Source organism: Ruegeria sp. K3 (genome assembly GCF_056531845.1).
In genome coordinates this window covers 235,351-260,729 of record NZ_JBQFMM010000006.1, presented here as the reverse complement: position 1 = coordinate 260,729, position 25,379 = coordinate 235,351, and the positions used below count along the sequence as shown (strand labels likewise).

General features: G+C 56.0%; 22 protein-coding genes. 19 read left to right on the top strand and 3 right to left on the bottom strand.

The window, feature by feature from the left end; translation table 11 throughout:
• Positions 1-1,528 (top strand): aconitase family protein (locus tag ACR0MP_RS13215; RefSeq protein ID WP_480893780.1); only part of this gene is annotated, 1,528 nt, incomplete at its 5' end.
• A gap of 272 nt (positions 1,529-1,800) precedes the next feature.
• Here ACR0MP_RS13215 and ACR0MP_RS13210 read toward each other — a convergent pair.
• A complete protein-coding gene (locus ACR0MP_RS13210) occupies positions 1,801-2,562 on the bottom strand; it encodes an HpcH/HpaI aldolase family protein (protein ID WP_480886648.1) in 762 nt (253 codons plus the stop codon).
• 200 nt (positions 2,563-2,762) lie between these two features.
• Here ACR0MP_RS13210 and ACR0MP_RS13205 point away from each other — a divergent pair, with 200 nt between their 5' ends.
• A complete protein-coding gene (locus ACR0MP_RS13205; RefSeq protein WP_480886646.1) occupies positions 2,763-3,653 on the top strand; it encodes an SMP-30/gluconolactonase/LRE family protein in 891 nt (296 codons plus the stop codon).
• Here the strand turns inward: ACR0MP_RS13205 and ACR0MP_RS13200 are convergent.
• Positions 3,650-4,648: an ester cyclase gene (locus tag ACR0MP_RS13200; protein WP_480886644.1), complete on the bottom strand. Its 999-nt coding sequence runs from the start codon at positions 4,646-4,648 to the stop codon at positions 3,650-3,652. The genes ACR0MP_RS13205 and ACR0MP_RS13200 overlap by 4 nt on opposite strands.
• 157 nt (positions 4,649-4,805) lie before the next feature.
• Between ACR0MP_RS13200 and ACR0MP_RS13195 the strand changes: the two genes are divergently transcribed.
• The 15 genes from ACR0MP_RS13195 to ACR0MP_RS13125 all read left to right on the top strand — a co-directional run bounded on the left by ACR0MP_RS13195 (position 4,806) and on the right by ACR0MP_RS13125 (position 20,367).
• Entirely contained in the window at positions 4,806-5,855 is a 1,050-nt protein-coding gene (locus ACR0MP_RS13195) for an ABC transporter ATP-binding protein (protein ID WP_170394099.1), read from the top strand.
• An 85-nt stretch (positions 5,856-5,940) separates the two neighbouring features.
• Complete coding sequence (locus ACR0MP_RS13190; protein ID WP_170394097.1) at positions 5,941-7,167, top strand: extracellular solute-binding protein; 1,227 nt, start codon at positions 5,941-5,943, stop codon at positions 7,165-7,167.
• 63 nt (positions 7,168-7,230) lie between these two features.
• Entirely contained in the window at positions 7,231-8,259 is a 1,029-nt protein-coding gene (locus ACR0MP_RS13185; protein WP_170394095.1) for a carbohydrate ABC transporter permease, read from the top strand.
• Position 8,260: 1 nt separating this feature from the next.
• A complete protein-coding gene (locus ACR0MP_RS13180; RefSeq protein ID WP_170394093.1) occupies positions 8,261-9,142 on the top strand; it encodes a carbohydrate ABC transporter permease in 882 nt (293 codons plus the stop codon).
• Between the two features lie 178 nt (positions 9,143-9,320).
• The gene (locus tag ACR0MP_RS13175; protein ID WP_170407053.1) at positions 9,321-10,310 is read left to right on the top strand and encodes a nuclear transport factor 2 family protein; all 990 of its coding nucleotides are present in this window, start codon (positions 9,321-9,323) and stop codon (positions 10,308-10,310) included.
• 132 nt (positions 10,311-10,442) lie between these two features.
• Positions 10,443-10,979, top strand: coding sequence for an ester cyclase (locus ACR0MP_RS13170; RefSeq protein WP_170407056.1), 537 nt, complete (start codon positions 10,443-10,445; stop codon positions 10,977-10,979).
• 4 nt (positions 10,980-10,983) lie between these two features.
• Positions 10,984-12,315: a histidinol dehydrogenase gene (gene hisD / locus ACR0MP_RS13165; protein WP_170407060.1), complete on the top strand. Its 1,332-nt coding sequence runs from the start codon at positions 10,984-10,986 to the stop codon at positions 12,313-12,315.
• A complete protein-coding gene (locus ACR0MP_RS13160) occupies positions 12,312-13,364 on the top strand; it encodes an ester cyclase (protein WP_480886641.1) in 1,053 nt (350 codons plus the stop codon). Before hisD ends, ACR0MP_RS13160 begins: the two co-directional genes overlap by 4 nt.
• A 1-nt stretch (position 13,365) precedes the next feature.
• A complete protein-coding gene (locus ACR0MP_RS13155; protein ID WP_480886640.1) occupies positions 13,366-14,133 on the top strand; it encodes an SDR family NAD(P)-dependent oxidoreductase in 768 nt (255 codons plus the stop codon).
• Positions 14,133-15,152, top strand: coding sequence for a LacI family DNA-binding transcriptional regulator (locus tag ACR0MP_RS13150; protein ID WP_480886638.1), 1,020 nt, complete (start codon positions 14,133-14,135; stop codon positions 15,150-15,152). Before ACR0MP_RS13155 ends, ACR0MP_RS13150 begins: the two co-directional genes overlap by 1 nt.
• Positions 15,149-16,138 carry a nuclear transport factor 2 family protein gene (locus tag ACR0MP_RS13145; RefSeq protein WP_170407072.1) on the top strand — a complete coding sequence of 330 codons (990 nt, stop codon included), beginning with the start codon at positions 15,149-15,151 and terminating at the stop codon, positions 16,136-16,138. Before ACR0MP_RS13150 ends, ACR0MP_RS13145 begins: the two co-directional genes overlap by 4 nt.
• Before the next feature lie 152 nt (positions 16,139-16,290).
• Positions 16,291-17,253, top strand: coding sequence for a cupin domain-containing protein (locus tag ACR0MP_RS13140; protein ID WP_480886636.1), 963 nt, complete (start codon positions 16,291-16,293; stop codon positions 17,251-17,253).
• 102 nt (positions 17,254-17,355) lie between these two features.
• The gene (locus tag ACR0MP_RS13135; protein WP_170646841.1) at positions 17,356-18,480 is read left to right on the top strand and encodes a cobalamin-independent methionine synthase II family protein; all 1,125 of its coding nucleotides are present in this window, start codon (positions 17,356-17,358) and stop codon (positions 18,478-18,480) included.
• Entirely contained in the window at positions 18,477-19,181 is a 705-nt protein-coding gene (locus ACR0MP_RS13130) for an alpha/beta fold hydrolase (RefSeq protein ID WP_170407079.1), read from the top strand. Before ACR0MP_RS13135 ends, ACR0MP_RS13130 begins: the two co-directional genes overlap by 4 nt.
• A 463-nt stretch (positions 19,182-19,644) precedes the next feature.
• Positions 19,645-20,367, top strand: a complete 723-nt coding sequence (locus ACR0MP_RS13125) for a response regulator (protein WP_170407082.1) — start codon at positions 19,645-19,647, stop codon at positions 20,365-20,367.
• On the opposite strand, the gene ACR0MP_RS13120 is transcribed toward ACR0MP_RS13125, so the two are convergent.
• A complete protein-coding gene (locus ACR0MP_RS13120) occupies positions 20,346-21,758 on the bottom strand; it encodes a sensor histidine kinase (RefSeq protein WP_480893778.1) in 1,413 nt (470 codons plus the stop codon). The genes ACR0MP_RS13125 and ACR0MP_RS13120 overlap by 22 nt on opposite strands.
• 264 nt (positions 21,759-22,022) lie before the next feature.
• Between ACR0MP_RS13120 and ACR0MP_RS13115 the strand changes: the two genes are divergently transcribed.
• On the top strand, positions 22,023-23,798 hold the full coding sequence (locus ACR0MP_RS13115) for a type I secretion system permease/ATPase (protein ID WP_170407087.1): 1,776 nt from the start codon (positions 22,023-22,025) through the stop codon (positions 23,796-23,798).
• Positions 23,799-23,837: 39 nt separating this feature from the next.
• Positions 23,838-25,169, top strand: coding sequence for an HlyD family type I secretion periplasmic adaptor subunit (locus ACR0MP_RS13110; protein ID WP_170407089.1), 1,332 nt, complete (start codon positions 23,838-23,840; stop codon positions 25,167-25,169).
• The last annotated feature ends 210 nt before the right edge of the window (positions 25,170-25,379 follow it).

The following is a 25,379-nucleotide window of genomic DNA, read 5'->3' as shown; positions in this document are numbered from 1 at the left end:
GGAAGGCACGGTCTTGCACGCCGGGTCGGACGTACGGGTCAAGGTCAACATGGTAGGATCGCAGGACACCAGTGGCCTGATGACCTCGCAAGAGCTTGAGGCGATGGCGGCGACCGTGATTTCTCCAACCGTCGATGGGGCGTATCAGTCCGGTTGCCACACCGCCTCGGTCTGGGACAAGAAGGCGCAAGCCAACATCCCAAAACTGATGGCGTTTATGAACAATTTCGGCCTGATCACAGGGCGCGATCCCAAGGGTGAATATCACTCGATGACCGACGTGATTCACAAGGTTCTGAACGATATCACCGTGGATGATCGCGCCATCATCATTGGGGGCGACTCGCACACGCGCATGTCCAAAGGTGTGGCTTTCGGGGCGGATTCGGGCACCGTTGCCTTGGCACTGGCCACGGGCGAAGCAACCATGCCCATTCCGGAATCCGTGAAGGTGACGTTCAAAGGCAAAATGGCCGATCACATGGATTTCCGCGACGTGGTCCACGCGACACAGGCGCAGATGCTGAAGGCTTTCGGCGATAACGTGTTCCAAGGGCGTATTATCGAAGTTCATATCGGAACCCTGCTGGCGGATCAGGCTTTTACCTTCACCGACTGGACGGCCGAGATGAAGGCGAAGGCTTCGATCTGTATTTCCGAAGACGAGACCCTGATCGAGTCACTGGAAATCGCCAAAGGTCGGATTCAGATCATGATCGACAAGGGCATGGAGAATGAGGCGCGGACCCTGCAAGGCCTGATCGACAAAGCCGACGCACGTATAGCCGAGATCAGATCCGGCGCAGTTCCAGCCCTGAGGCCGGATGAAAATGCCGCGTATTTTGCCGAGCTGGTCGTTGATCTGGACGAGATCAACGAGCCCATGATCGCCGACCCTGATGTGAACAACGCGGATGTCTCCAAGCGTTATACGCACGATACGATCCGGCCTGTTTCCTACTACAAAGGGGAAAAGAAAGTGGATCTGGGATTTGTCGGGTCTTGCATGGTCCACAAGGGTGATCTGATCATCGTATCGCAGATGCTTAAGAACCTTGAGAAGAAGGAGGGCAAGATTGAATTCAAGGCCCCTCTGGTCGTCGCGGCGCCAACCTACAACATCGTTGATGAGTTAAAGGAAGAAGGTGAGTGGAGCATTCTTCAGGAATATTCCGGTTTCGAATTCGACGATCTTTTCCCCAAGACATCAGCGCGAACCGAATACGAAAACACGCTGTATCTTGAGCGTCCGGGCTGCAACCTTTGCATGGGCAATCAGGAAAAGGCTGAGAAAGGTGATACTGTTCTGGCGACATCTACCCGCTTGTTCCAGGGGCGTGTTGTCGAGGACTCGGAAGATAAGAAAGGTGAATCCCTTCTGGCTTCCACACCGGTAGTTGTACTGTCTGCCATCCTCGGGCGAACTCCGAAAATCGAGGAATACAAGGCCGCTGTCGAAGGGATCGACTTGACCCGCTTTGCACCTCCGGTCGCCAAGCCCGCAAATTCCAATTCGGCACATTTCTGATTGGAGAAGGCCGGTCGCCGCTAAGGCGCACCGGCCTTATGCTGTTTAACAGGATCCACTCTGAATCAATAAGCCTAGCAATACTGGTTTTGCGGTATGAGATTTTGGCCCCCTTAGGTAGAGTGCCACGCTGGAAATCTAAGACTATACAATGCGAATAATCCGCAATCGCGCATCGCCTTTCTAGCAAAGAAAGTACTGTCGTCGCAGCATTTACCAGCCCGCGGATATTTCGACCCCAAGGCCCTTTCCACTAAAAAGCCCTGTGCGTTTCACGTCCTCGCGGTGCCATGGAAGTTCTCCGCTTCCGCGTTTGCAGCGCGAAGCATGAAGGCGTGTTCTGAAGCGACGAAGATCATGGTCACCCCATAGTCGCGCAGCTTGAGTCCGGCTTCTGCGCTGGCTGCAAAGGTCATCAGCGTCTTGCCATGTGCTTTGGCTGCAACGCCCGAGCGTCGCATTGCATCAAGAACCTTTGGGTCGGACTGATCAGTCACGCCGTAGCACACCGCAAGATCCGCAGGTCCTACAAAAATCCCGTCGACGCCCTCGGTCGCGGCGATATCATCAACTTCTGCGACGCCTTCTGGTTCTTCGATTTGGGCAATGATAATTGTCTCTTCTTCGCTTTGCTTGAGGACATCAGCCATGGATCGAGTCGCAAACCCTGCCCACCGGGTTGATCCGGCATAGCCGCGACCACCATGGCCAAAACGACCCTCGCGCGCAATGCGACGGGCCTTTTCGGCGCTGTCAACATGCGGCACAACAATACCTGTCGCGCCACTGTCGAGCGCCTTGAGAATTTCGTCCGCAGACCCAGTCGGCACCCGCACCAACGTCGGCAACCCCAGAGCCCTGGCGACGGCGAGGCAAACATCCAACCGACCCCGGTCAAAGGGTGCGTGTTCCGCATCCAGGCACAAGAAGTCCAGTTTTGACTTGGCAATTATCTCGACCAGTTCATGGGCTGGTGTCTTGAGAAACGTTCCGACGAGAGGCTCGCCAGAAAGCATGCGTTGTTTGAAATTCATGGGAAAGTCCTGACGGTTTTGTTTGGGCGGCACATGGCAATTGGCAGCCAAGCGGTTTGGAAACATCGGCCATAGCGTAGAGCATTGAAGTTGGCAGGGCCAGACTATCGAACAGTCGTTATTGCGTTTTCACCCTAAACGCTGTTCTTGTCGAGGCTTGCCGGTAGTGTTGGCAGGCGCAACTCTGAAAAGGTGTTCACATGGTATTCGATATCCGTTCCAAATGCTTCACAGATCTGGTGCACCCTGACGCTCAACTGGAAGAAATCGCTAGCGGTCTGGGGTTTACCGAAGGGCCAATATGGCACCCCGAAGAGCATTGGCTGGTATTCTCGGACATTCAGGAGAGCCATCAATACAAGTGGAGCGAGGGTGAGGGAGTTCGCGTTTTTCGCACCCCTTCCAACCAAGCAAACGGAAATTGCTTCGACAAAAGTGGGGCAGTGATCTCTTGCGAGCACGCCAGTTCGCATTTGGTACGCCATGATCACGGCGGCAAGCGGGTTACTTCGATAGCCACGCATTTTGATGGCAAAGAACTCAACAGCCCCAACGATGTTATCTGCGACTCGCACGGTCGGATTTGGTTCACTGATCCCAGTTTTGGTCGTATCCGAGAGGATCTTGGCATTCTGAGAGAGCAAGAACTGCCGGTGCAAGGCGTGTTCCGGCTGGATCCCGACGGCACGTTACACCTTGTCGCGGATGATTTTCAGCAACCCAACGGGTTGTGTTTGTCAGCTGACGAAACAAGGCTGTTTGTCAATGACAGTTGGGGTGGCCATATCCGCGTCTTTGATGTCGCCGCTGATGGCTCACTGACCAGTGGGGTGGTCTGGGCCGATGTTGTTGGCGATGGGGCAGGGGTACCGGACGGTATGAAGTGCACCCGCGACGGCCAGATTTTGTGCAATGGTCCCGGCGGTGTACATCTGTTTGATGCCCAAGCGCACTGCCTTGGTGTCATTCTGACGCCGCAGAAATCTACCAACTTCTGCTTTGGTGGAGCCGAGTTCAGCATGCTGTACATCACTGCCAGCACGTCCGTTTACCGTATTCCGACCAAAATGATCGGCCTGCCTATGATCTAAGAACCACCGTGGGTCATGCGGTCCAGAATATCGACACCTTGTTGCTTCCAGAAATGAAGCAGATCGATGAAAATCCAGTTCTCGGCCAGTTTATCACCTTTGCGACGATAAATGTCTATCACCCGGAACTCACCGGCTTTGTCAGTGGCAGGCATCCCCATGAACCCGCCGATTGGTCGGGCGGTAAAGTTCGGCCAGCCGAAAAAGCCGCCATAGTGGCCCTCGGCGATGCGGCAGATATGGTTGGTTTTTGACCGGTCGGCAAACCCAGCACGGAACGGGCCAGCGTGTTGTTTGGCGTAACGTTCGATTGTGTAGGTCGCACCGATACCGGATGGCCCCCACCAGATCATGTCTTCGCACCATGTGCGGCGCAACTCATCTTCAAGGCTGAGCCCGCTGTCCCACCGCCCAAGATCGGAGATCATCGCGTTGATAGCGGCCAATGTCTTTTGGCCGTCTTCGGCGGGTTGAGGCGTGAACATCAGGCCGTCATGGGTCATGGGCCCGGGCTGGACAAGTTGTGCGGCGGTCTGCGGCGGGAAGGGCTGCAACCCGGCCTGAATCATGAAATGCGGGATGTCGAAATACATCGCGGTTTCGACAATCTTACCGCGCTCAATCCTGTTGAACTCGCAATAGCGCAGCAAGGCCATTTTTCCGGTTGGCGCAATGCCCAGCCAGTCCCTGTCGAACAGCCCCATGAGATGGCCCATCGAAACAACCCAGACTGAATTGAACCCGTCGATTTCATTTTGACCAGCCATGAACACGTCCATCCGACGCTGCAAGTTAGTTAGGCTGTGATTCAGCGGCTGCCAGAATTTTTGCGCCACGTTGCTAGCGCCACGCAGCTCGTTGAACGGGTGAAAGCCGCGCCACAGGAGGTCTTCGGCGCAATACTCAGCGATCACATCAGAGTGGGCTGATTCCTCTGCATCGCTCAGAGCTTTGTAGAAGTTCAGGACAATTTCTTTCTCGGCTTCGTAAGACATATCTTTTACTTTCAATGCTTTGCCCGGAGGGAAGCGTCAGTCTTTAGCAAGATTGCGGGCGCTTTTGCATTCGCTTGCAAAAAATACTTGCCAGATGTTCCTTTGGATGTCTATGCTTTTGCAAACGTATGCACTCAGGTGCAACTGGGAGGACAGTATGGCCGAGATTCAACTGCGCAATGTTGGAAAACGTTGGGGTTCGTTTGTTGGAGTGGACAATTTCGACCTGACAATATCCGACAAGGAATTTCTGGTGCTTCTCGGCCCGTCGGGTTGTGGCAAGACCACGACGATGCGCATGATCGCAGGTTTGGAAGACGCAAGCGAGGGTGATATTCTGATCGACGGTACCCGCGTCAACGATATGGAGCCAAAAGACCGCGACGTCGCGATGGTGTTCCAGTCTTACGCTTTGTATCCGAACATGAATGTCTACGAGAACATTCGTTTCCCGCTGAGGGTACGTGGCATCGACGCTTCCACCCATGACGAAAAAGTGCGCCGTGCGTCGGCGATGGTAGAGTTGGACGACTTTCTGCATCGTAAGCCGGCAGAGCTGTCAGGTGGGCAACGTCAACGGGTGGCTCTGGCGCGTGCGATTGTACGCGAGCCCAACGTGTTCCTGATGGATGAGCCGTTGTCCAACCTTGACGCAAAACTGCGTGTTTCGACACGCGCGCAGATCAAGAACCTCAGCCATGAACTAGCCGTGACTACGATTTATGTGACACATGACCAGATCGAGGCGATGACACTGGCCGATCGCGTGGTGATCATGAAGCAGGGTGTTGTCCAACAGGTTGGCTCTCCGACGGCGATCTACGACGAGCCTGCGAACACGTTTGTCGCCAGCTTTATCGGCAACCCGGCGATGAACCTGGTTGATGGCGATGTTCAGGGCGGTGTGTTCCGCGCGCAGAATACCGAAGTGCATGGTCTGAATGCTCCGGATGGCCCAATAACTTTGGGTTTCCGCGCCGAGGACGCCAATGTCGTAGAAAGCGGGGGCGAGATTAACGCGCCCATCTATACGCAGGAATTGCTGGGCGACAGCACCATGGTCTCGGTTCGGATCGGCGGAGCGCTGGTCTCGGTCAAGGCCGACAAAACCTATCGTGCAGAAATCGACGATCAGGTGTCGATTCATATCCATACCGATCACTGCCACCTATTCGATGCGCAAACCGGCGCGCGCCTTGAGATCTGAGAGACGAAAACCAATCCCGCAATGACGGGACAATCTCGGGTGCAGGCTTCGAAGATGCACCCAATCACCTAGGGAGGAATCAAAAATGTTTCTAAAGAAAATCGCATTGGCCGGGTCACTGACCGCCTTTGCTGCGAGCGCGGGTTATGCCTGCGAGATCACGGATCGGGTCAACATCGTCGGCAACGAATTTGCCGCCATTCAGGCTGTGGCCGCTGCCGCAAAGGAATGCACGGGCGCATCTGTTGAATCCAACCTGACATCCGAACACCAAACCATCAACGTGGCCGGTCTGTCGGGCAATCCGTCGGAATACACCTCAGCCATCATCGCCAACAGCTCGATTGTGGCGTTGATGAATGAAGACGTTATCCGACCGCTCAATGACCTGGTCGAAAAACATGGTCAGAACCTGCAGCCGGGACAGTTAATCAAGATCGGCGATGACATCATGGCCATCGCCTTCATGGCCAACGCTCAGCACCTGATGTACCGCAAGGACGTTCTGGAACAGGCAGGCGTCGAAGTGCCGACCACGTATGAAGAACTGCTCGAAGCGGCCGAAGCCATTCGCGCGCAGGGCATAATGCAAAACCCGGTTGGCGGTGCTTATGCTGCGGGATGGAATCTGGCGCAGGAATTCAACAACATGTTCCTTGGCTATGGAGGTACTCATTTCAAGCCCGGCAGCGCAGAGCCCAACGTCAATACCGAGGCCGGTGTCAAAGCGCTGAACATGATGAAGGCTTTGTCCGAGTATATGAACCCCGACTTTCTGACCCATGATTCCAATGCCACCAACGCGGAATACCGCGCGGGCAATGTGGCGATCATGAATATGTGGGGGTCACGGGCGTCACAGCAGACCACAACCGAAGGTGTCTTGCAGGAAGTAATCGATGGCCATGCCATTGCAGCGCCGCTGACCGTGGGTGGCGGCACGACTCCGGCCTCGACCCTTTGGTGGGACGGATGGACCGTCGGCAAGAACATCTCAGATGAAGAGGCTGAGGCGACTTTTGTCGCGATGACGCATGGCGTCCGCCCCGAAATGTTGAACGATGAAACCACGCCGCTGGCAGTCTGGTTGATCGAAGGGTACGAACCTGCAGACGACGCGCAGGGTGTATTTGACGCTGCCAAAATGGGCACGACGCCTTATCCGATGCTGCCCTACATGGGTTTGATGCACAGTGCACTTGGCAATGAACTTGCCGATTTCATGCAGGGCAAGGAAAGCGCTGAACAGGCGCTGGCCGATGTCGAGGCCGCCTATCGCGCCGCGGCAATCGAACAGGGCTTCCTACAGTAAAACGCCCCTCGCGGGTGCCCAATTCGGGCACCCGCCCAATCAAGCCGACACGGGAATTGCGACATGCGCCATAAGACATTCCTTTGGTTTTTCCTGCCCACAGGACTTGCAATGCTGCTGTTCATTGCAATGCCCATCGTCTCGGTGGTGATCCAATCCATTTACGCCCCACACCCGGCGGTTCTGGTGGAAGTCGAAAACTGTACTCCGCTTGTCGGGTGCACAACCGAGACCACCATCGATCAGGAAGCCACCGCAGCGCTTCGTGCCGAACAACCATTGGGCAGATTTGTCGGGCTGGATATCTACTTTGATCGCGGCCACCTGGCGATACAGGAGGTTGGCGAAATCTGGGCGGCGAGTGACACGTGGGGTGACCTTTTCTCAGAGGTCGGAAACTTGCCCTTCTATCGGGCCATGGCCTTTACGCTGACCTTCACATTCATTGTGACACCCCTCACGATCATTCTGGGGCTGGTGATTGCGCTGGCGGTGAACTCACTGCACCGGCACCTCAAGGGTTTGATGATCTTCTTCTCGCTCTTGCCCATGATTGTGACACCGCTGATCGGCTCGCTCATTCTGTTTTGGATGATTGACAGTCGTGGCGTCATCGGCAACGCCCTTGTAAACTTGGCCGGAGATCCGGATTTCAGTCTAAAGGCTTCGACCGGGCTGATGTGGGTGGCGCTGATGGTTTATGGCGTCTGGAGTTCGGCCCCCTTTGCCTTCGTGGTGTTCTATGCCGGTTTGCAAACTTTGCCCAAAGATCAGATCGAGGCGGCCCAGATCGATGGGGCAACCCGCTGGCAACAGGTCAAATTCGTGGTTGTTCCCCATCTCATGCCACTGGTTACGTTTGTTGCGCTGATCCAGTTGATGGATAATTTCAAGGTGTTTGAACCGATTATTGGTTTCAGCGCCGGTGCCCATGCGCAATCGCTCAGCACTTTCATCTTCAACGACCTCGGCGGTGAAACGCGACAACTGTCCTCTGCAGCCGCTACGTCTGTGATCACGATTATCGGGGTCGCCATTCTGTTGTCGCCCGTGCTTGTCCGCACCTGGCGTGACTTCAAAGGAGCTAGATAACATGGCCAGCCGTGCGCAAAGAATGCCCAAAAGCCTTCGGATTGCTTCGTCGCTTTTTGTGATCCTTTGGTTCATCCTGGCCGCTTTCCCGTTCCTCTGGACGGTTTGGGGGTCGTTCAAGGTAGAGCTGGATTTCTTCTCGATCGCCGATTGGACGAACGCACTAACCGGCGCGCGGACCGAGGCAGTTTATGGCTCACCCTTTACCACCACCGGTTACGAAGGGGCTTGGATTCAGGAAGAATTTTGGCGAAATGTTCTGAACACGGGGATCGTTTGCGTCTTTGTGGTCGCCATCTCGCTGACCATCGGAACGCTGGGGGGCTACGCGCTTTCGCGGTCGAGCTATAACTACACATTCTGGCTTTTGATCACGGCGCTGATCTTCCGCGCAATGCCGCCGATCACGTTGGTTTCGGGTTATTTGTTACCCTTCTTTGAATGGAATATCTGGGGGATACTGCCGACGACAATCATCGTACTTGTCGCGATCAACCAGCCGTTCACCCTGTGGATGCTACACGCCTTCTTCAAGAACATCCCCAGCGAGCTTGACGAAAGCGCAAAGGTCGACGGCTGCAACCAGTTTCAGGCCTTCCGCCGCGTGATCATTCCGGTGATGTGGCCGGGTGTGATCACCACGGGGCTGTTCTCGTTTCTTCTGGCCTATAACGACTTTGCCGTTGGGGCGATGCTGTTGTCAGAAAGCAACCGCACAATGGTTCCAGCCATCGCCGCGTTCCTTGGTACAACGCAAACCGAGGGCAACGTAATGTTCGCCGTTGCGGCCGTGGTTTCTGCGACGGTTCCGCTGTTCATCTTGGTGATGTTCTTCCAGCGTCAGATTGTGGGCGGTTTGACCGCCGGGGCTGTGAAAGGCTGACGCTGATGGGACGCACGCATCCTCAGTCCGTATTTGCCCATGCGCACGCAGCCAGCCTGAATATGGCTGCGTGCCGGGCAAGGCGACCAGGGCGAATTCCTTTTGCTTTGATGCGCGCAGGGCCTTGCGGGGCGTTTCTCCGCAGACGCCTTGAACAGATCCTACAGAGACAAAGTTAATGGAACGCCTCGACCGTAAACCCTTTCTGAATTTCACCGCCGCGCAACGCCATCCAGGCAATTTCCGGCCGGCCTATGAGGGATTCTTCGCCCCCGGTGCACATGTCAACGTGGTGCATCCTTTCAACGAGGTCGCGGGTGGCCTCGGGCTGCACGATCACGTCATCGCCCCGCTCGCAGCCTCCTTCGATGGGCTTTTTCGGCGCGATGATATCGTCATGGCCGGTGTATTTGAAGGACAGGGCTGGATCAGCGCCACCGGCTATTTCGTCGGTCGGTTCTCGCGCGACTGGCTTGGTATCCGCGCCACAGGTGAGCTTGCCTATCTGCGCTTCGGCGAGTTCCACCGCATGCAGGATGGCAAGGCGGTGGAGAGCTATATCTTCTTCGATATCCCAGAACTGATGCTGGCTGCAGGGCAATGGCCGATCACCGATAGCCCGGGCAAGACCCGTGGCTTCACCGGGATGATTCAGGGTCCAGCAAGCCATGATGGCATCTTGACCACGCCGCAAGACCCAGTCGAGGGGGCCAAGAGCTATCGTATGGTCACAGAAATGCTGGCCAAGCTTGCCACCAAGAACGAGGCCTGGCGCCCGTTTTGGCATGACAACATGGTCTGGTACGGCCCCGGCGCCTTCGGTTCTTTCGTCGGGCTCGAGAGTTTTGCAAGCTTCCAGGTGCCTTTCGAGGCTACCTTCGAAGGTTGGTCCGGCGGCAGTGCGGGAAATGGCATGACTGCGCATTTCACCCGCTTCGGCGAAGGCAATTACGTATGCTCGGGCGGCTGGCCTTCCTTGACCGGTGTCCAGGTGAAACCCTTCCTCGACCAGCCCGCAAGCGGAAAACGCGTCTTCATGCGGGTCTGCGACTGGTGGCGTCGAGAGGACGATCTGTTGGTCGAAAACTGGGTTTTCGTCGACATCCCGCATGTGTTGTTGCAGCTGGGATATGACCTTTTTGCCGACATCGCCGAGCAAGCCGCATGAGCAGCTCTGCAAGACATAACGCCGTTGGCCGCCACCCGGCGCTCAACCGGATGCCGAGGGATTTTCTGTCAGCTGATTGAGCTACCCGATGAAGACAGAATTTCTATTGGCACTAATACAAGGATGAGAAAGATGAAGGGTTCCCGCCCGGAACAGGCCGTGCTGACACGTGATACGGACCTCGACAAAACAGAAGACACCCGCCGTGTGATTGAAACCATGGTGGATGGTCTGAACGATCACCGTATCGATGACATCGGCGAATTCTTCTCGGAAGGCTTCCGCTGGATGGGCAATCAGGGCTGTGGCACAAAAACTGGCCTGAAACAGTTTCAGGACAATTGGCAACGCCCGTTTCAGGCGGCTTTTTCGGACAAGACATGCATCGACGAAGCGCGCCTTTACATGGGCGAGTGGGCGGCTGCGTTTGGCCGACAGGAAGCAACCCATTCGGGTGAGTTCCTGGGGATCGCCCCCACCGGAAAGCGGGTCGAGATCCGATATATGGATTTCTGGAAAGTGGTCGACGGCAAGATCGTCGACAATTGGGTGAATGTGGATTTCGCCCATGTAGCGGCACAGCTGGGTGTCGATCTGTTTAACGGTGAAGGCTGGGAAGCATTTGACCGGGGTGAGAAGTCTCCGCCCCGGCCTGAAACTAAGGATTAGGACAATGACAATCGAGTATCTGAAACGTGGTAAGTCCGATGCTGACCGGGCCGAGGATGACGCCAAAACACGCGCTGTCGTCGAAGCGACGCTGAAAGACATCGAAACACGTGGCGATGCTGCGGTACGCGAGCTAAGCGAGAAGTTCGATAACTATTCGCCAGCATCGTTTCGGTTGTCTCAAGACCAGATCGAAGACCTGATCAATCAGCTGACGGATCGAGAGCTGGCGGACATCAAATTCGCGCAGGAACAAGTGCGCAACTTTGCACAAGCTCAGCGCGACTCGATGCTGGATATCGAAGTTGAGACTTTGCCGGGCGTCATTTTGGGCCACAAGAACATCCCCGTACAATCGGTGGGCTGTTATGTGCCCGGTGGCAAATTCCCGATGGTGGCCTCGGCGCATATGTCGGTGGCGACCGCCTCGGTGGCGGGCGTACCACGCATCATCGCCTGCACCCCTCCGTTTCAGGGCAAACCCAATGCAGCGGTGATCGCCGCCATGTATTTGGGTGGGGCGCATGAGATTTACGTGATGGGCGGCATTCAGGCTATCGGCGCCATGGCGTTGGGAACCGAGACGATTGATCCGGTTCATATGCTTGTCGGTCCGGGCAACGCGTTTGTCGCAGAAGCCAAGCGACAGCTTTTCGGCCGCGTCGGTATCGACCTGTTCGCCGGCCCGACCGAGACCATGGTAATCGCAGATGAGACCGCCGCTGATGCCGAGCTATGCGCGACCGATCTTCTGGGTCAGGCCGAACATGGTTATAACAGCCCCTGCGTTTTGCTGACCAACTCGCGCAAACTGGCCGAGGACACGATGGCCGAGGTCGACCGGCTGCTGGGCATTCTGCCGACAGCGGGCACTGCAAAAGTGTCGTGGGAGGAATATGGCGAAGTGATCGTCTGCGATACGTATGACGAGATGCTGCAGGTCGCCGATGACATTGCATCTGAACATGTGCAGGTCATGACCGATCGCGACGACTGGTTCCTTGAGAACATGACTTGTTATGGCGCATTGTTCCTTGGACCGCGTACCAATGTCTCGAACGGTGATAAGGTTATTGGCACCAATCACACGCTACCTACCAAAAAAGCTGGCCGCTATACTGGTGGTCTATGGGTGGGTAAATATCTGAAAACACATAGCTATCAAAAGGTTCTGACTGATGAGGCGGCAACCTTGATCGGCGAATATGGCTCGCGCCTATGTATGCTCGAAGGTTTTGTGGGGCACGCCGAGCAATGTAACGTCCGCGTACGGCGTTACGGCGGCATCAATGTCCCCTACGGCGCGCCTGCACCTTACAGGGACGCCGCAGAATGAGTGACAGGCATACTGAGCACAAGACCCTGATCGCACAGATCAGGGCTGCGATGTATGACTTTACCGAAGCCGGTGTCCGGCAGGCGTTGGATCAGATTTGTTCTCCCGACGCTGTGTTCCATCTGAGCTATCCGTTTGGTGACACCAATGGGAGTAGTGCTTATTACGATTGTTGCTATCGCGATCTTCTGACCGCATGGCCCGATCTTGAGCGCCGCGATTATATCGTCATGGCTGGACCTGATGAATTCGGGGCTGATTGGGTTGGATGCGGCGGGTACTATACCGGCACTTTCGCGGGGCCATGGCTGGAGATTCCGCCGACAGGCCATCAGGCCACCATGCGGTTTCACGAGTTTTACCGGATCGAAAATGGCAAAGTCGCCGAGGTGCAGGCGCTTTGGGATATCCCCGAAGTGATGATGCAAGCGCAGGCCTGGCCCATGGCACCCGGTTTGGGGCGGGAATGGCATGTTCCGGGACCAGCGACGCAGGACGGGCTGGTGCCCGGCCCGTATGACAAGGCCAAGGGCAAAGAGACCTGCCAGCACATTGTCGACATGCTGGATCATCTGACCAAACATCCCGTAGAAGGTGGTCCGGAGGTGATGGAGTTGGAGCGGTTCTGGCATCCTCGGATGAACTGGTACGGCCCCTCGGGGATCGGCACAGGGCGGGGTATTGCGGGGTTCCGTAATTGGCATCAGATTCCATTCCTCAACGCAATGCCGGATCGCGGGCAGGAGGTAGATAACATCACCTGTCATTTCTTTGGCGACGGTGACTATGCGGCTGTTACGGGTTGGCCCAGCATGATCCAGACTGTCACCAATGATGGCTGGATGGGGATCGCACCGTCGGGCAAGAAGATCACGCTGCGCAGCCTCGATTTCTGGCGGCTTGAAAATGGCAAGATTCGCGAGAACTGGGTTTTAGTTGATCTGCTGGATACCTATCGCCAGCTAGGTGTTGACGTCTTTGCCCGTTTGCGAGAGTTCAACAAGGCGCGCGTTCCGGGCCGCATTCCATTTCCGGTTGGCGAGGTCTGATATGTCCCAATTTCCCAGCACCCCAAGTTTCAATCTTAACGGCAAACGCGCATTGGTCGCGGGCGCGTCGTCCGGTATCGGCATGGCCTGTGCCGTAGCACTGGCAGAGCATGGTGCCGAAGTGACACTGGCGGCGCGGCGCAAGGATGCGTTGCAGAATCTGGCAACAGAGATGACCGCTCGGGGATGGTTGGCGAATATACTTGAACTGGATGTTTCTGACGTTGCAGGCACTGCTGATGCTGTGGCGCAAAACGGGCCGTTTGATATCCTGCTGAACTCAGCCGGTCTGGCCCGACACAGCAGGGCCGTAGACACACGGCCCGAGGATTTTAATGCGGTAATGGATGTCAATGTCCGAGGGGCCTATTTTCTGACCCAAGCGGTGGCGAAAGGACTGTTAGAAGCTGGGCGCCCCGGATCGCTGATGAACATCTCCAGCCAGATGGGCCATGTAGGTGGGCGAGAAAGGGCCGTCTATTGCGCTTCAAAATTCGCGGTCGAAGGCTTTTCCAGGGCGATGGCGCTGGAGTTCGGTCCTGCAAAAATTCGGGTCAACACGATCTGCCCAACTTTTATTTTGACCGATTTGACCAAGTCGACTTTTGATGACCCGGACAAGCGCGCATGGATATTGGACAAGATCAAGTTGGGCCGCCCGGGCGAGATCGAAGACATCATGGGGGCAGTGGTTTATCTTGCCTCGGATGCATCGGCTTTGGTGACGGGCACCGCGTTGATGATAGACGGAGGTTGGACAGCAGACTGATGGCGGCGCAAAAAGTTACATCCATGGAGGTCGCCCGCCTCGCCGGGGTCAGTCAGTCTGCCGTTAGCCGTGTGTTCACTCCGGGGGCGTCAGCCTCGAAGAAGACGATTGAAAAGGTGCGTCAGGCCGCCAAGCAACTGGGCTATCGGCCGAACGTCCTTGCGCGTGCCGTAGTGTCCGGCAAAAGCCGGATCATTGGGCTTGTTGTGGCGTATCTGAATAATCAGTTTTATCCTGAAGCACTGGAAAGGTTGACGAACACGCTGCAGGAGCGCGGCTACCATGTGATGATATTCATGGCGTCGAACCAAGCCGAAAACGTCGATAGCGTGGTTGAGGAATTGCTCGACTTTCAAGTCGACGGCATAATCGCGGCATCGGTGGCCCTGTCGTCGACCTTGTATGAACGTTGTCGGACCGTGGGTGTACCGATGGTGTTGTTCAATCGGGCACAGGATGACCTCACTATGTCATCGGTTACATCCAACAATGTCGCCGGTGGCCGAAAGGCAGCTGAGTTTCTGCTGGCTGGCGGTCATGAGAAGATCGGATATATCGCCGGGTGGGAGGGCGCTTCGACCCAGCGCGATCGTGAAGCGGGATTCGTAGCGGCCCTGCAAGAGGCGGGTGTCAAACTGCACGCCCGTGGAGCCGGAAACTTCATCGCAGAACAGGCGCGTGAGGCAACGCTACGCATGTTCGCGTCCGATCCACCGGACGCTGTGTTCGTGGCCAATGATCATATGGCGATCTCTGTGATGGACACGCTGCGGTTCGAGTTGGGCCTGCAAATTCCGGCCGACGTCTCGGTTCTGGGATATGACGATGTCGCCGTTGCCTCTTGGCCAGCCTACAATCTGACAACTATTCGTCAGCCTGCCAATCGGATGGTTGCCGAAACCGTCGATATTCTACTTAGCAAGATCGAAAATCCCGCTGCTGCGCCGCGCCGCACCGAGATTGACGGACCTTTGATCGTTCGCGGCTCCGCCCGCATACCTGAAGGATGGAAGACATGAAGGGATTTGATCCCAAATTCAAAGATTTCCCGGATTATATCATCGGCATCACCAAAGAGATTTGGGAAGACCGTGGCATTGCGACTCTGCATCAATATTACAGCCCAGACATCGTCGTCCGCTCGCCCGGTTCGGTTGTGTTGGGTAACCAGAATGTCATTGGTGCAACAATGGCCACGTTGGCCGAGTTCCCCGACCGTCAGCTGCTGGGCGAGGATGTGATCTGGTCGGGCACCCCGGAAGAAGGCATGCTGAGCTCGCATCGTATCCTGTCGACCGCCACGCATCGGGGCAATGGTGTCTATGGCAAAGCCACCGGAACACGCTTGCGATACCGAATTCTGGCCGACTGCCACGCCATCGACAACATGATCGATGACGAATGGCTGATCCGAGATCAGGGTGCGATTGTCCGGCAAATGGGCTGGGATCCCAAGGAATATGCCGCCGATCTGATAGCGCGTGAAGGTGGGGCCGAGGCCAGTGTGAAGCCTCTGTCACCCAAGAACGACATCGAAGGCCCCTACAAAGGGTACGGCAATGACAATGAATGGGGACACCGCCACGCGGATCTGCTGACACGGATAATGAATGCAGATATGGGCGCGATTGAACGAGAGTATGAGCGAGGCGTGCAGACCGAATATCCCGGCGGTGTCACGGGCCATGGCTGGGATTCGGCTGATCGGTTCTGGATGTCTTTGCGTGCAGCCATGCCAAGCGCAACCTTCACCATCCATCATCAGATCGGGCGCGATGATCCGAATATGCCGCCCCGCTCGGCCCTGCGCTGGAGCTTGCATGGCAAGCATGACGGTTGGGGCGTGTTCGGCAAACCCACAGGCGCTGAGTTGTATGTGTTGGGGATCAGCCATGCCGAATGGGGCGAGTTGGTTGGAGGCGACATCAGGCTGCGACGCGAATGGACCTTGTTCGATGAAACCGCGGTCTGGAAACAGCTTCTGTTGGAAACCGGGGATCTCTGATGCCTCAAACGCGCGTCGCATTGGATGCCAGTGAAGGAACCCGGCGGTACCACGGCCACCGGGCGTCCTTGCGGGCGCGGCGGCTGAATAATCGCCCTCCGGGTGCATGAGGATCGAGACCTCTTGTACCAATTCAATGAACGGAGACTATTATGAGCACGATCCAACAACGCATTGTCCGCTACGGCGAACTGCAGCCTTGTAAAACCGCATTTATTGACGCGCACACGCCCGGTTCGGACCAGAAGGAAAACTTTACCATCGTAGGCGGTGGCGTATCCGAAAGCCCCGATCAGCATGTCCACATCACCGACAAAATCGGTTTCAATATTGGCGCGGCGGGGCAACCTCCGAAATGCCGGAATTCGCTGCACAGCCACACCACGGCCGAGGTGTTCTTTATCGCCAAAGGACGTTGGCGGTTCTTCTGGGGTCGCTATGGCACTGCGGGTGAGTTTATTGCCGAGGAAGGTGACATATTCAACATTCCAACTGGCATCTTTCGCGGTTTTGAAAATGTCGGGCAGGATTATGGGATGATCATGTCGATCCTGGGCGGCGATGATGCGGGTGGCGGTGTCACCTGGGCACCACAGGTGATCGAAGACGCGCAGGCGCATGGGCTGATGCTGGGCGACAATGGCGTGCTGTATGACAGCAAGAAGGGTCAGGAACTGCCCCACAACGTGCGCCCCATGCCGCTGCTGACCGAAGAAGAGCTTAAGAGCTATCCGGAAGTTCCGGTCGAAGATGTTATCGGCAAATATGTGGCACGCTATTGGGATCTGATGGCGCTTTCCGCTAACAAGCCAGCCAAAGTTATTGGCGAAGATGCCCTGATCAAGGATAAGCCGGGGTTTGAGGTCGATTTCCTCGGGCGCGGCTCTTGTTTGAACGAACCCGTCGCGGCGCATATGCCCGTCGTCCTCATGCCTGCGAGTGGTCATTGGCGGATTACAGTCGATGGCTATGAAACAGCTTTGTCCGCAGGCGATACAGCGCTGGTTCTGTCAGGTGAAAGCTACAGTATCGTGCCCTCAATGACCGGAGAGGCCGGTCTGTATCGTATCACGGCAACGGACGATCCCGCCGGTGCTACCTGGACCGGTGCATAAAGGCAAAGTTGCGCGCTCCGATCTTTTTCGGGGCGCGCAGTATGTGACCCGTGCTTCACTTTGGACTCAGCACAGGGAAGTAATTGAATTGGAGATGACAAGATGACCCGAATTTCAACCACCCATGTGGGAAGTCTGCCGCGTAGTCAGGAAGTCGTCGATTTCATCTTCGCGCGTGAGCGGGAGGAACCGTTCGATCAGACAGATTTTGATGCCTGCATGACGAACGCGGTGTCCGAGACCGTAGGCAAACAGGCTGCAGCGGGGATCGATATTGTATCGGATGGCGAGACTTCGAAAATCTCTTACGCGACCTACGTCAAGGACCGCTACACCGGGTTTGCAGGCGACAGCCCGCGCAACGCTCCGGCTGATCTGAAGATGTTTCCGGGCTTTCTTCAACGTTTGGCGAATGATGGCGGAACTCCGCAATACGCGCGGCCCATGTGCGTAGGCGATGTGCGCTCGAAAGGGCAGGGCGAGTTGCAGAAGGATATCGACAACCTCAAAAGAGCCATGGTTGAGCACGGGATTGAGCGCGGATTTATGAATGCTGCCAGCCCGGGTGTGATCTCTCTTTTTCTGCAGAACGACTATTACCCGACGCGCGAGGCGTATCTGGCCGCGCTGGCCGATGCGATGAAATCCGAATATGAAACCATCGTCGCGGCGGGCCTGGATATTCAATTGGATTGTCCCGATCTTGCCCTGTCGCGCCATATGCTGTTCACCGACCTTTCTGACGAGGAATTTGTCAGTATTGCCGAAATGCATGTCGAAGCGCTGAACCATGCATTGCAGGATGTGCCCGCCGACAAGGTTCGGGTTCACATCTGCTGGGGCAATTACGAAGGTCCGCATTGCTGCGATATCGGAATGGACAAGGTGTTCTCGACTTTGATGTCAACCAAGTCGCGCTATGTGCTATTTGAAACCTCGAACCCGCGCCATGCACATGAATGGACGGTGTTCCGCGACCGCAAGTCCGAGATACCGGATGACAAGGTACTTGTGCCGGGTGTGGTCGATACCACCACAAACTTTGTCGAACACCCCGAACTGGTCGTGCAACGTCTTGAGCGGTTCGTGAACATCGTGGGAGCGGAGCGGGTGATTGGCGGATCGGATTGCGGTTTTGGCACTTTTGCGGGGTTTGGCGCTGTCGATCCTGATATCGCCTATGCCAAACTGGGTGCGCTGGCCGAAGGGGCTGCTCTGGTCAAATGACACCACTTGTCCTTTTGCCGGGCATGATGTGCGATGCTCGGCTATTCTCGCCGCAAATTGGTGCATTGTCTGGCAGATATCCGATATTCGTCGCCCCCATTGGTGCGCATGATACGATGCAGGCTTTGGCCGCCGAGGTTATAAGTCATGCGCCCGACCGGTTCGCATTGGCCGGTCTTTCCATGGGAGGCATTGTTGCGATGGAAATACTGCGGCAAGCACCGGGGCGTGTAGCGGGGATGGCGTTGATGGACACCAACCCGCTGGCAGAGGCGGATCAGGTTAAGGTAAGGCGTGAGCCCCAGATAGAGGCGGTTAAAAACGGTCGGCTACGCGATGTGATGGCCGAGGAAATGAAGCCCAACTATCTGACCGATGGCCCTGATCGACAGGCAATTTTGGACCTATGCATGGATATGGCTATGGCCTTGGGGCCGGAGATTTTTGTTAATCAATCCAAGGCCCTACGAGATCGCCCGGATCAAAGTCACACATTGCGCGCTTTCAAGGGATCTGCGCTGGTCCTTTGCGGCCGTCATGATGCGTTATGCCCAGTCGAACGCCACGAATTGATGCATGACCTGTTGCCGCAAAGCCGGTTGGAAGTCATCGAACACGCGGGCCATTTGCCAACTCTGGAACAACCGCAGCAAACCACGGCGGCGCTGCTGCGCTGGCTGGAGACAATCGAAGCAATCTAAGCCGGATTTCCGCAAGGCCGTAGATAGCCCTGGTGGAAACTGACTACGATATTACTCTGTCGGACTTGGAGCCCCTATCGTAGCATGGACGCAGCAGTAACGATTTAGAGTTTCTGAAGCACCCAAATCTGGTTCAGAGCCTGCTGTCGCGATCAAAACTGCACTTAAGTCGGGGCACACGCGATACACTAAATTCAAGGCCTGCTACCAAGTCTCTGACGAAGATTGCTTCGTTGCACTCAGCCACCTGCGGAAAGTGGTGGAAGAGGGAGGAATTTGCTGTTTGGCGTGACAAACTTTTCAATCGCCCGGAATGCCTCGGTGGATGATTGTCTGGTTTAGCCATGAGTGGCGATTGCGGTCGCTGCGTACCGGACAGTTTGATCGTTCTCTGCAACATTGACAGCTTCGAATAGCAAATGTTGTTATCGTAACGACAGGCATCGTCCCGAGGAGAAGAGCTATGCAAGACGTCGCGGATCAATCCGCTGGCTATGATGAGCACATTCTGATTTGTGACGATGACATCGAGTTTGCTCAGGGTGTTTGTGCATTTCTGACTGACAAAGGGTACAAAATCGAACACGCGCAAGATGTACCCGCTGCGCGGTTGATGATGGCTGATGAAACCTACAGCTTGTTTCTGCTGGACCTCGTGATGCCAGGAACTAGTGGTAAGGTGTTATGTCACGAGATCGCTTCGCGCATAGATGCCGGGATCATCATGATCAGTTCGATTAATGACGACGCCGAGCGGATTTCCCTGCTGGAACTGGGCGCGGATGATTACATCATTAAACCATTCAACGAGTTGGAACTCCTCGCGCGCGTGCGTGCTGTACTGCGCAGGCGTGCTGGTGGAACGCAGGGAAAATCCAGGGTTACCCGGTTCGGAGAATGGGAGCTTGTTGAAAACGAGCGACATCTCAAAAGTGAAGATGGTCGTCTCATCACACTCACCTCAAGCGAAGTGCGGGTTATGCGCTTCTTTGCTGAAAACCCGGACGTGTTGTGTACCCGAGAAGACCTTCTTGCCGTTGCCCGGACCCGACAGCATGGCGGTGCAGGAGACAGAAGCGTTGATGCTCTGATCAAACGGTTGCGATCGAAGATTGAGAGCGACCCTTCAAATCCGGAATATATTCGAACGGTCTGGGGGCAGGGTTACATCTTTCGTCCCGGCTGAACTCCGGTATCAAGCGGCAACAGCACATTTGCCCTAAGGCCTCCGCTCGGGCGGTTCTCAAGCGTTACAGTGCCCCCCTGATCAACCACAATCGCCCGGACTATGGCGAGGCCGAGGCCCGTGCCGGGTTCGGTGGCTCCTAGTCTCTGGAAAGGCTCAAATGCTGTTTCAAGTTGTTCGGTTGGGATACCTGGTCCTTCATCTTCTATGTGAATTGCCGCCATATCATTCGACGTGGTCAAAGAAACACTTGTTCGGCCCCCGTATTTGACCGCATTTTCCAGCAAGTTCCTAAGAACCCGGGTAAGCGCATTGTGTCGCCCCTTGACCACAGCAGACTGTTCGATAGTGCAGGTCACATCACGGCCCGCTTCTACCTGTTCATCTACCAACGCCTCAATCAGCGATCGCAGATCCAGGCGTGCAAGCTCTCCATCGTGATGAGTTTCGCGGTTGAGGTCGGTGACGGAATTCACAATATCACTGATGGTTTCCAACCGCTTGAGCAGTTGCTCTTTGGGTGCTGTTGGTTCCAATTTCTGGATCGCATCGTGCATCCGGGCAATCGGTCCCTTCAGGTCATGCCCGAGGCTACGAAGCAAGGTTGTCTTGTACTCAAGCGCCAGAACAATCCGGGCTTCCATGCGATTGAACGCAATAATTGTGCGGCGGATATCAATGGCACCCGCCTCGACGAGTGGGCCGACTTCTTCACCCCGGCCGATCAACTCGGCATTGACGGCCATCGCGCTCAGCGGTCGCATCACTTTCTGAATAAGAAACGCAAGTGCGCAAAGCAGGGTAAGCGCGACCAGACTGTCGATTGAGCCAACGATGACCAAAGGTACAATGTTCTTGTTTTTCATGAGCAAATAGCAGTTCAGCCATTCGTCATCATCCTTGAGCCGGACCGAAAAAACGCTCACCAGAAACGCGTCAACGCTTTCTGCATCGATAGGTTCGCCCGAGTGGCTCTTGAACAGTTGCAACAGCGCGCTTTGGTCGTGTTTGGCGTCAACGACCGTGTCTGCCACGGACAGTTCCGCGACGGCGATCCCACGGTGTTCCAGCCGCGCCGTCAGCCAGTTAGCCAGATTCGGGTGGTCGCGGCCATTGGCCAAAGTGGTTGCTGCATCCTGCGTGCCGACCCTGACACTCCATTCTGCAGGAAAGAAACCAAGCGCTGCTTCGGAGCGGCTGTCAGGAGGCACGCGGGCGAGGGTTGAAACCACCTGCGCAAGAAAGGCATCGCCCCTGTTTCGGATCTCTTCAGCGCGAGAATTTCGGATCTGGACCACGTCGGTGACTACCGAGAACACGCCGACAATCGTCCAGCTGATAAGCACGATGCTCATAACTTGTGTTCGAAGTGTCAGATCATTCCAGCGCATTGCGCGTAGGCTCCCTGTCCCATCCCCCTCACTTGGGACGCTAATTCAAATACCGCCGCATTCCCAAGTGGAAATTGCAACCGCTATGCCGCTGATGATGCAAAGGGGTTTCACCCACCGATACCGCATTTCGGGGCACTCGGTTTCGCCAGATCGGCAAACAACCGGCCAAATTCGTCAATTGAATCAAAGTGTGACAAGCCCTTGGGTCATCGGCGGCTGGCCTCCAAGTATCACCCACAGAGTTTTTATTGGGAGCCAGCTATGTCAAAGCATTCATCCGTTCATCCACAACTTGCCAGCGCTCGGCGCGCGCTGAGGGGCAATCTGATTGCCACCGGCGTTTTCAGCGGTGTTGTGAACCTATTGATGCTGACAGGCCCGATTTTCATGCTTCAGATCTATGATCGCGTGATGTCTAGCCAAAGCGTGAATACGCTTGTCGCGCTCAGCACACTTGTCGCCGGTCTGTACCTGTTCATGGCCTTGATTGACGGCGCGCGGACCCGTGTGCTGGTTGCCATGGGGCATCGCTTTGAACAAAGGCTCACCCGAACAGCGTTTGATTGCACTTTGTCCGAGCCGTCACGCAACCGTCCGGGTGGCAACCCTGCGGCGGCAATTCAAGATGTCGAAAAAATTCGCGGTTTCCTGTCGGGCCAAGGTGCCGGAGCTTTGTTCGATCTGCCGTGGATCCCGGTCTATCTGGGATTGGTTTTTGCCATGCACATGTGGCTAGGTATGGTCGGTGTAATTGGCGCGCTGGCATTGGTTGCCATTGCCATCGTTACGGATATCAAGGTCCGCGCTGCCGCGTGCGTTCAGTCTGAGCATTCAGCCAAGCGCAACCGTCTGGCAGAAGCCAGCCGCCGGAATGCCGAAATGGTTCGCGCGATGGGGATGCAGTCCAATCTGGGCAAGACCTGGCAAGATGTGAATGATCTCCACCTTGGTGCGAGTGCTAAGGCGGCCACTACTGTCGGAGTGTCTGGTAGCTTTACCAAGGTGTTCCGCCTGGCACTTCAGTCCGCCGTTCTTGCGGTCGCCGCTTATCTTGCCATCCATGGACATATATCGGCTGGTTCAATCGTTGCGGCATCGGTCATCATGTCCCGTGGCTTGCAGCCTATCGAGACTCTGGTCGGTAGTTGGCGCAATCTGGTTGCTGCCCGGCAAGCATGGGCTCAGCTGAAGCAAACTCTTTCTGGTGACGAAGCTGACCGTCGTATTTCCATGCCCAAGGCACAGAAGTCGCTGACCGTTGACGGCCTGATCGCTGCCCCTCCGATGGCCACTGCCGCTGTTCTCAAAGGTGTTGGTTTCGATATGAAAGCAGGCGAGGCACTGGCTGTGATTGGGACGACCGGCAGCGGAAAATCAACCTTGGCGCGCACACTTGTTGGTGCATGGTCGGCGGCCAAAGGCAGCATCAGTCTCGACGGTGTGCCGATCGACCAGTACCTGCCTGAGGAGCTTGGCCCCCAGATTGGCTTTCTGCCGCAGGATGTTGAGCTCTTTGACGGAACGATCGCCCAGAATATCGCGCGTTTTGATCCCGAGGCGACGGACGAGTTGGTGATTGCCGCCGCCAAGGCAGCGGGTGTTCACGAACTGATCGCTAGTTTCAAAGACGGCTATGCCACCTCGGTTGGCGAGCGTGGCGCGGCCTTGTCCGGTGGTCAGCGACAGCGTGTTGCCCTTGCACGAGCGCTTTATGGTGATCCATTTCTGGTGGTTCTGGACGAGCCCAACTCGAATCTGGATGCCGTGGGTGAGGCCGCACTGAACCATGCCATTCTCGCCGCCAAGGCACGCGGGGCGATTGTGATCGTCATCGCGCACCGGGCGAGCGTGCTGGGTTCAGTCGACAAGATTCTGATCATGGAAGACGGTCGCGCCGGAGATTTTGGTCCTCGAACAGAAGTGATGGAGCGGTTGCGTCAACGCAATCAGGCCGCCGCCGGAGCTGCACGGCCTGCTGCTGAACAGAAGACCGTCGAACAACCCCAACAAACAGAAATCGTTGCCGCCACGGGCTGACCCAGGCCGGCGCTGTAAACAGAATGAATGGAGGAAGTCATGAATACCAACAAGAATTCCAACACGAAGACCGAAGGGTTTAGGGATCGTTCTACCCGATCCATCGGCTTTGGTCTGGTCGCAATTGCAGTGCTCGCCATAGGATTCGGTGGTTGGGCGATGAAAGCCCCGATGTCCGGGGCGGTCGTGACGGCTGGTAGTGTGGTGGTCTCGTCCGACCTCAGAGCTGTGCAACATCCCGACGGAGGTATTGTCGGCGCCATTCACGTCAAAAACGGAGATAGGGTTCAGGCTGGCGATGTTGTTCTGACACTTGATGATCAGCTGTTGTCAGGCAGCCAAGCCTTGGTCGATGACAGGCTCGTGGCGCTTGAAGCGCAGTTAGTTCGTCTGACGGCCGAGCGCGATAGTCTGGACGATCTCGTACTGACCGAGGAGCTTGCGTCCCGGAAAGACGAAGACAAAGTTGACCGCGCACTTGCAACGCAGCGCGCGGTGATGGAAGCACGTCGTCTGTCGCAGGATGGTGAGGTCGCGGCCTTGGAAGAGAAAATCGAACAGGCAGAGCAGGAAATTGTGGGCCTGGAGGCGCAGCGCGAAGCTTCCGAAGAAGAGATCAAACTGATCGACAGCGAATTGGAGGGTCTGACGCAGCTCTTTGAAAAGGGTTTAGTGCCTGGCACCCGGGTGACGACTTTGCAGCGTCAAAGAAGCAGTCTTGTCGGTAATAGTGGCGGCCTGACCTCTCAGATTGCAGTCGCCCGTGGTCGTATCAGTGAGACGCGTATCCATATCCTGCAACTGGAAAAAACCTTCCGCGAGCAGGTGATGAACGAGATCTCCTCGCTGGAGGTCGAACTGGATGGCTTGAAAGAACGTCGGAGCGCGGCCGCGTTGCAGCTGGCGCGGGTTGACCTTCGGGCTCCGGCGGATGGCATCGTGCATGAATTGGGGGTGCATACAGTCGGCGGCGTAGTGTCTCCGGGCGAAACGCTGATGCAGATCGTGCCCGAGGATGACGGGTTGGTGGTGACCGCTAGTGTCATGCCACAGGACATCAACAATGTCGCCTTGGGCCAGGCTGCGAGCGTGATGATCGGGGCGTTCGATCAACATGTTGCCCCTCGGTTGGATGGGCACGTTGAGTTTGTCTCGGCTGATTTGAAAACAGATCAGATAACTGGCTTACCCTACTACGAGGCGCGGGTTGCACTAAGCGAGGAGGCTGTCGGACTTTTGTCTGACCGCCAGTTGAGCCTGCTGCCGGGTATGCCGGCTGACGTCTTCATCGAAACCGGCGAACGTACCTTGTTCCAGTACCTTCTTGATCCTCTCAGTAAACAAATCCGGACCACGTTCCGGGAGGTCTGATCGACCGCATGATGTGAGCTGCCCAATAGGAAGAAACAGCTAAAACCAGCGCCAGAAATGGCGCTGGTTTTTTCGATCCTGAAGGCGAGGAGGGGCGAAGGTGGTACCTGAGCGGGTGCTGGTCCACATCTTGGAAGCGCGTCCTGTCTGAAAAGAGATGATGCCCGGCTTGAGAGCCTATTTTTGTCATACTTTGTAACAATTTAGCCC

What these genes read in the sequence shown, in the direction of transcription:
- ACR0MP_RS13205 (WP_480886646.1), top strand. Translation starts at nt 2,763, where the DNA reads ATGGTATTCGATATCCGTTCCAAATGCTTCACAGATCTGGTGCACCCT.
- ACR0MP_RS13135 (WP_170646841.1), top strand. Translation starts at nt 17,356, where the DNA reads ATGACCCGAATTTCAACCACCCATGTGGGAAGTCTGCCGCGTAGTCAG.
- ACR0MP_RS13210 (WP_480886648.1), bottom strand. Translation starts at nt 2,562, where the DNA reads ATGAATTTCAAACAACGCATGCTTTCTGGCGAGCCTCTCGTCGGAACG.
- ACR0MP_RS13125 (WP_170407082.1), top strand. Translation starts at nt 19,645, where the DNA reads ATGCAAGACGTCGCGGATCAATCCGCTGGCTATGATGAGCACATTCTG.
- ACR0MP_RS13140 (WP_480886636.1), top strand. Translation starts at nt 16,291, where the DNA reads ATGAGCACGATCCAACAACGCATTGTCCGCTACGGCGAACTGCAGCCT.
- ACR0MP_RS13160 (WP_480886641.1), top strand. Translation starts at nt 12,312, where the DNA reads ATGAGTGACAGGCATACTGAGCACAAGACCCTGATCGCACAGATCAGG.
- ACR0MP_RS13120 (WP_480893778.1), bottom strand. Translation starts at nt 21,758, where the DNA reads ATGCGCTGGAATGATCTGACACTTCGAACACAAGTTATGAGCATCGTG.
- ACR0MP_RS13155 (WP_480886640.1), top strand. Translation starts at nt 13,366, where the DNA reads ATGTCCCAATTTCCCAGCACCCCAAGTTTCAATCTTAACGGCAAACGC.
- ACR0MP_RS13200 (WP_480886644.1), bottom strand. Translation starts at nt 4,648, where the DNA reads ATGTCTTACGAAGCCGAGAAAGAAATTGTCCTGAACTTCTACAAAGCT.
- ACR0MP_RS13150 (WP_480886638.1), top strand. Translation starts at nt 14,133, where the DNA reads ATGGCGGCGCAAAAAGTTACATCCATGGAGGTCGCCCGCCTCGCCGGG.
- ACR0MP_RS13110 (WP_170407089.1), top strand. Translation starts at nt 23,838, where the DNA reads ATGAATACCAACAAGAATTCCAACACGAAGACCGAAGGGTTTAGGGAT.
- ACR0MP_RS13130 (WP_170407079.1), top strand. Translation starts at nt 18,477, where the DNA reads ATGACACCACTTGTCCTTTTGCCGGGCATGATGTGCGATGCTCGGCTA.
- ACR0MP_RS13185 (WP_170394095.1), top strand. Translation starts at nt 7,231, where the DNA reads ATGCGCCATAAGACATTCCTTTGGTTTTTCCTGCCCACAGGACTTGCA.
- ACR0MP_RS13145 (WP_170407072.1), top strand. Translation starts at nt 15,149, where the DNA reads ATGAAGGGATTTGATCCCAAATTCAAAGATTTCCCGGATTATATCATC.
- ACR0MP_RS13195 (WP_170394099.1), top strand. Translation starts at nt 4,806, where the DNA reads ATGGCCGAGATTCAACTGCGCAATGTTGGAAAACGTTGGGGTTCGTTT.
- ACR0MP_RS13115 (WP_170407087.1), top strand. Translation starts at nt 22,023, where the DNA reads ATGTCAAAGCATTCATCCGTTCATCCACAACTTGCCAGCGCTCGGCGC.
- ACR0MP_RS13190 (WP_170394097.1), top strand. Translation starts at nt 5,941, where the DNA reads ATGTTTCTAAAGAAAATCGCATTGGCCGGGTCACTGACCGCCTTTGCT.
- ACR0MP_RS13175 (WP_170407053.1), top strand. Translation starts at nt 9,321, where the DNA reads ATGGAACGCCTCGACCGTAAACCCTTTCTGAATTTCACCGCCGCGCAA.
- ACR0MP_RS13170 (WP_170407056.1), top strand. Translation starts at nt 10,443, where the DNA reads ATGAAGGGTTCCCGCCCGGAACAGGCCGTGCTGACACGTGATACGGAC.
- ACR0MP_RS13180 (WP_170394093.1), top strand. Translation starts at nt 8,261, where the DNA reads ATGGCCAGCCGTGCGCAAAGAATGCCCAAAAGCCTTCGGATTGCTTCG.
- hisD (WP_170407060.1), top strand. Translation starts at nt 10,984, where the DNA reads ATGACAATCGAGTATCTGAAACGTGGTAAGTCCGATGCTGACCGGGCC.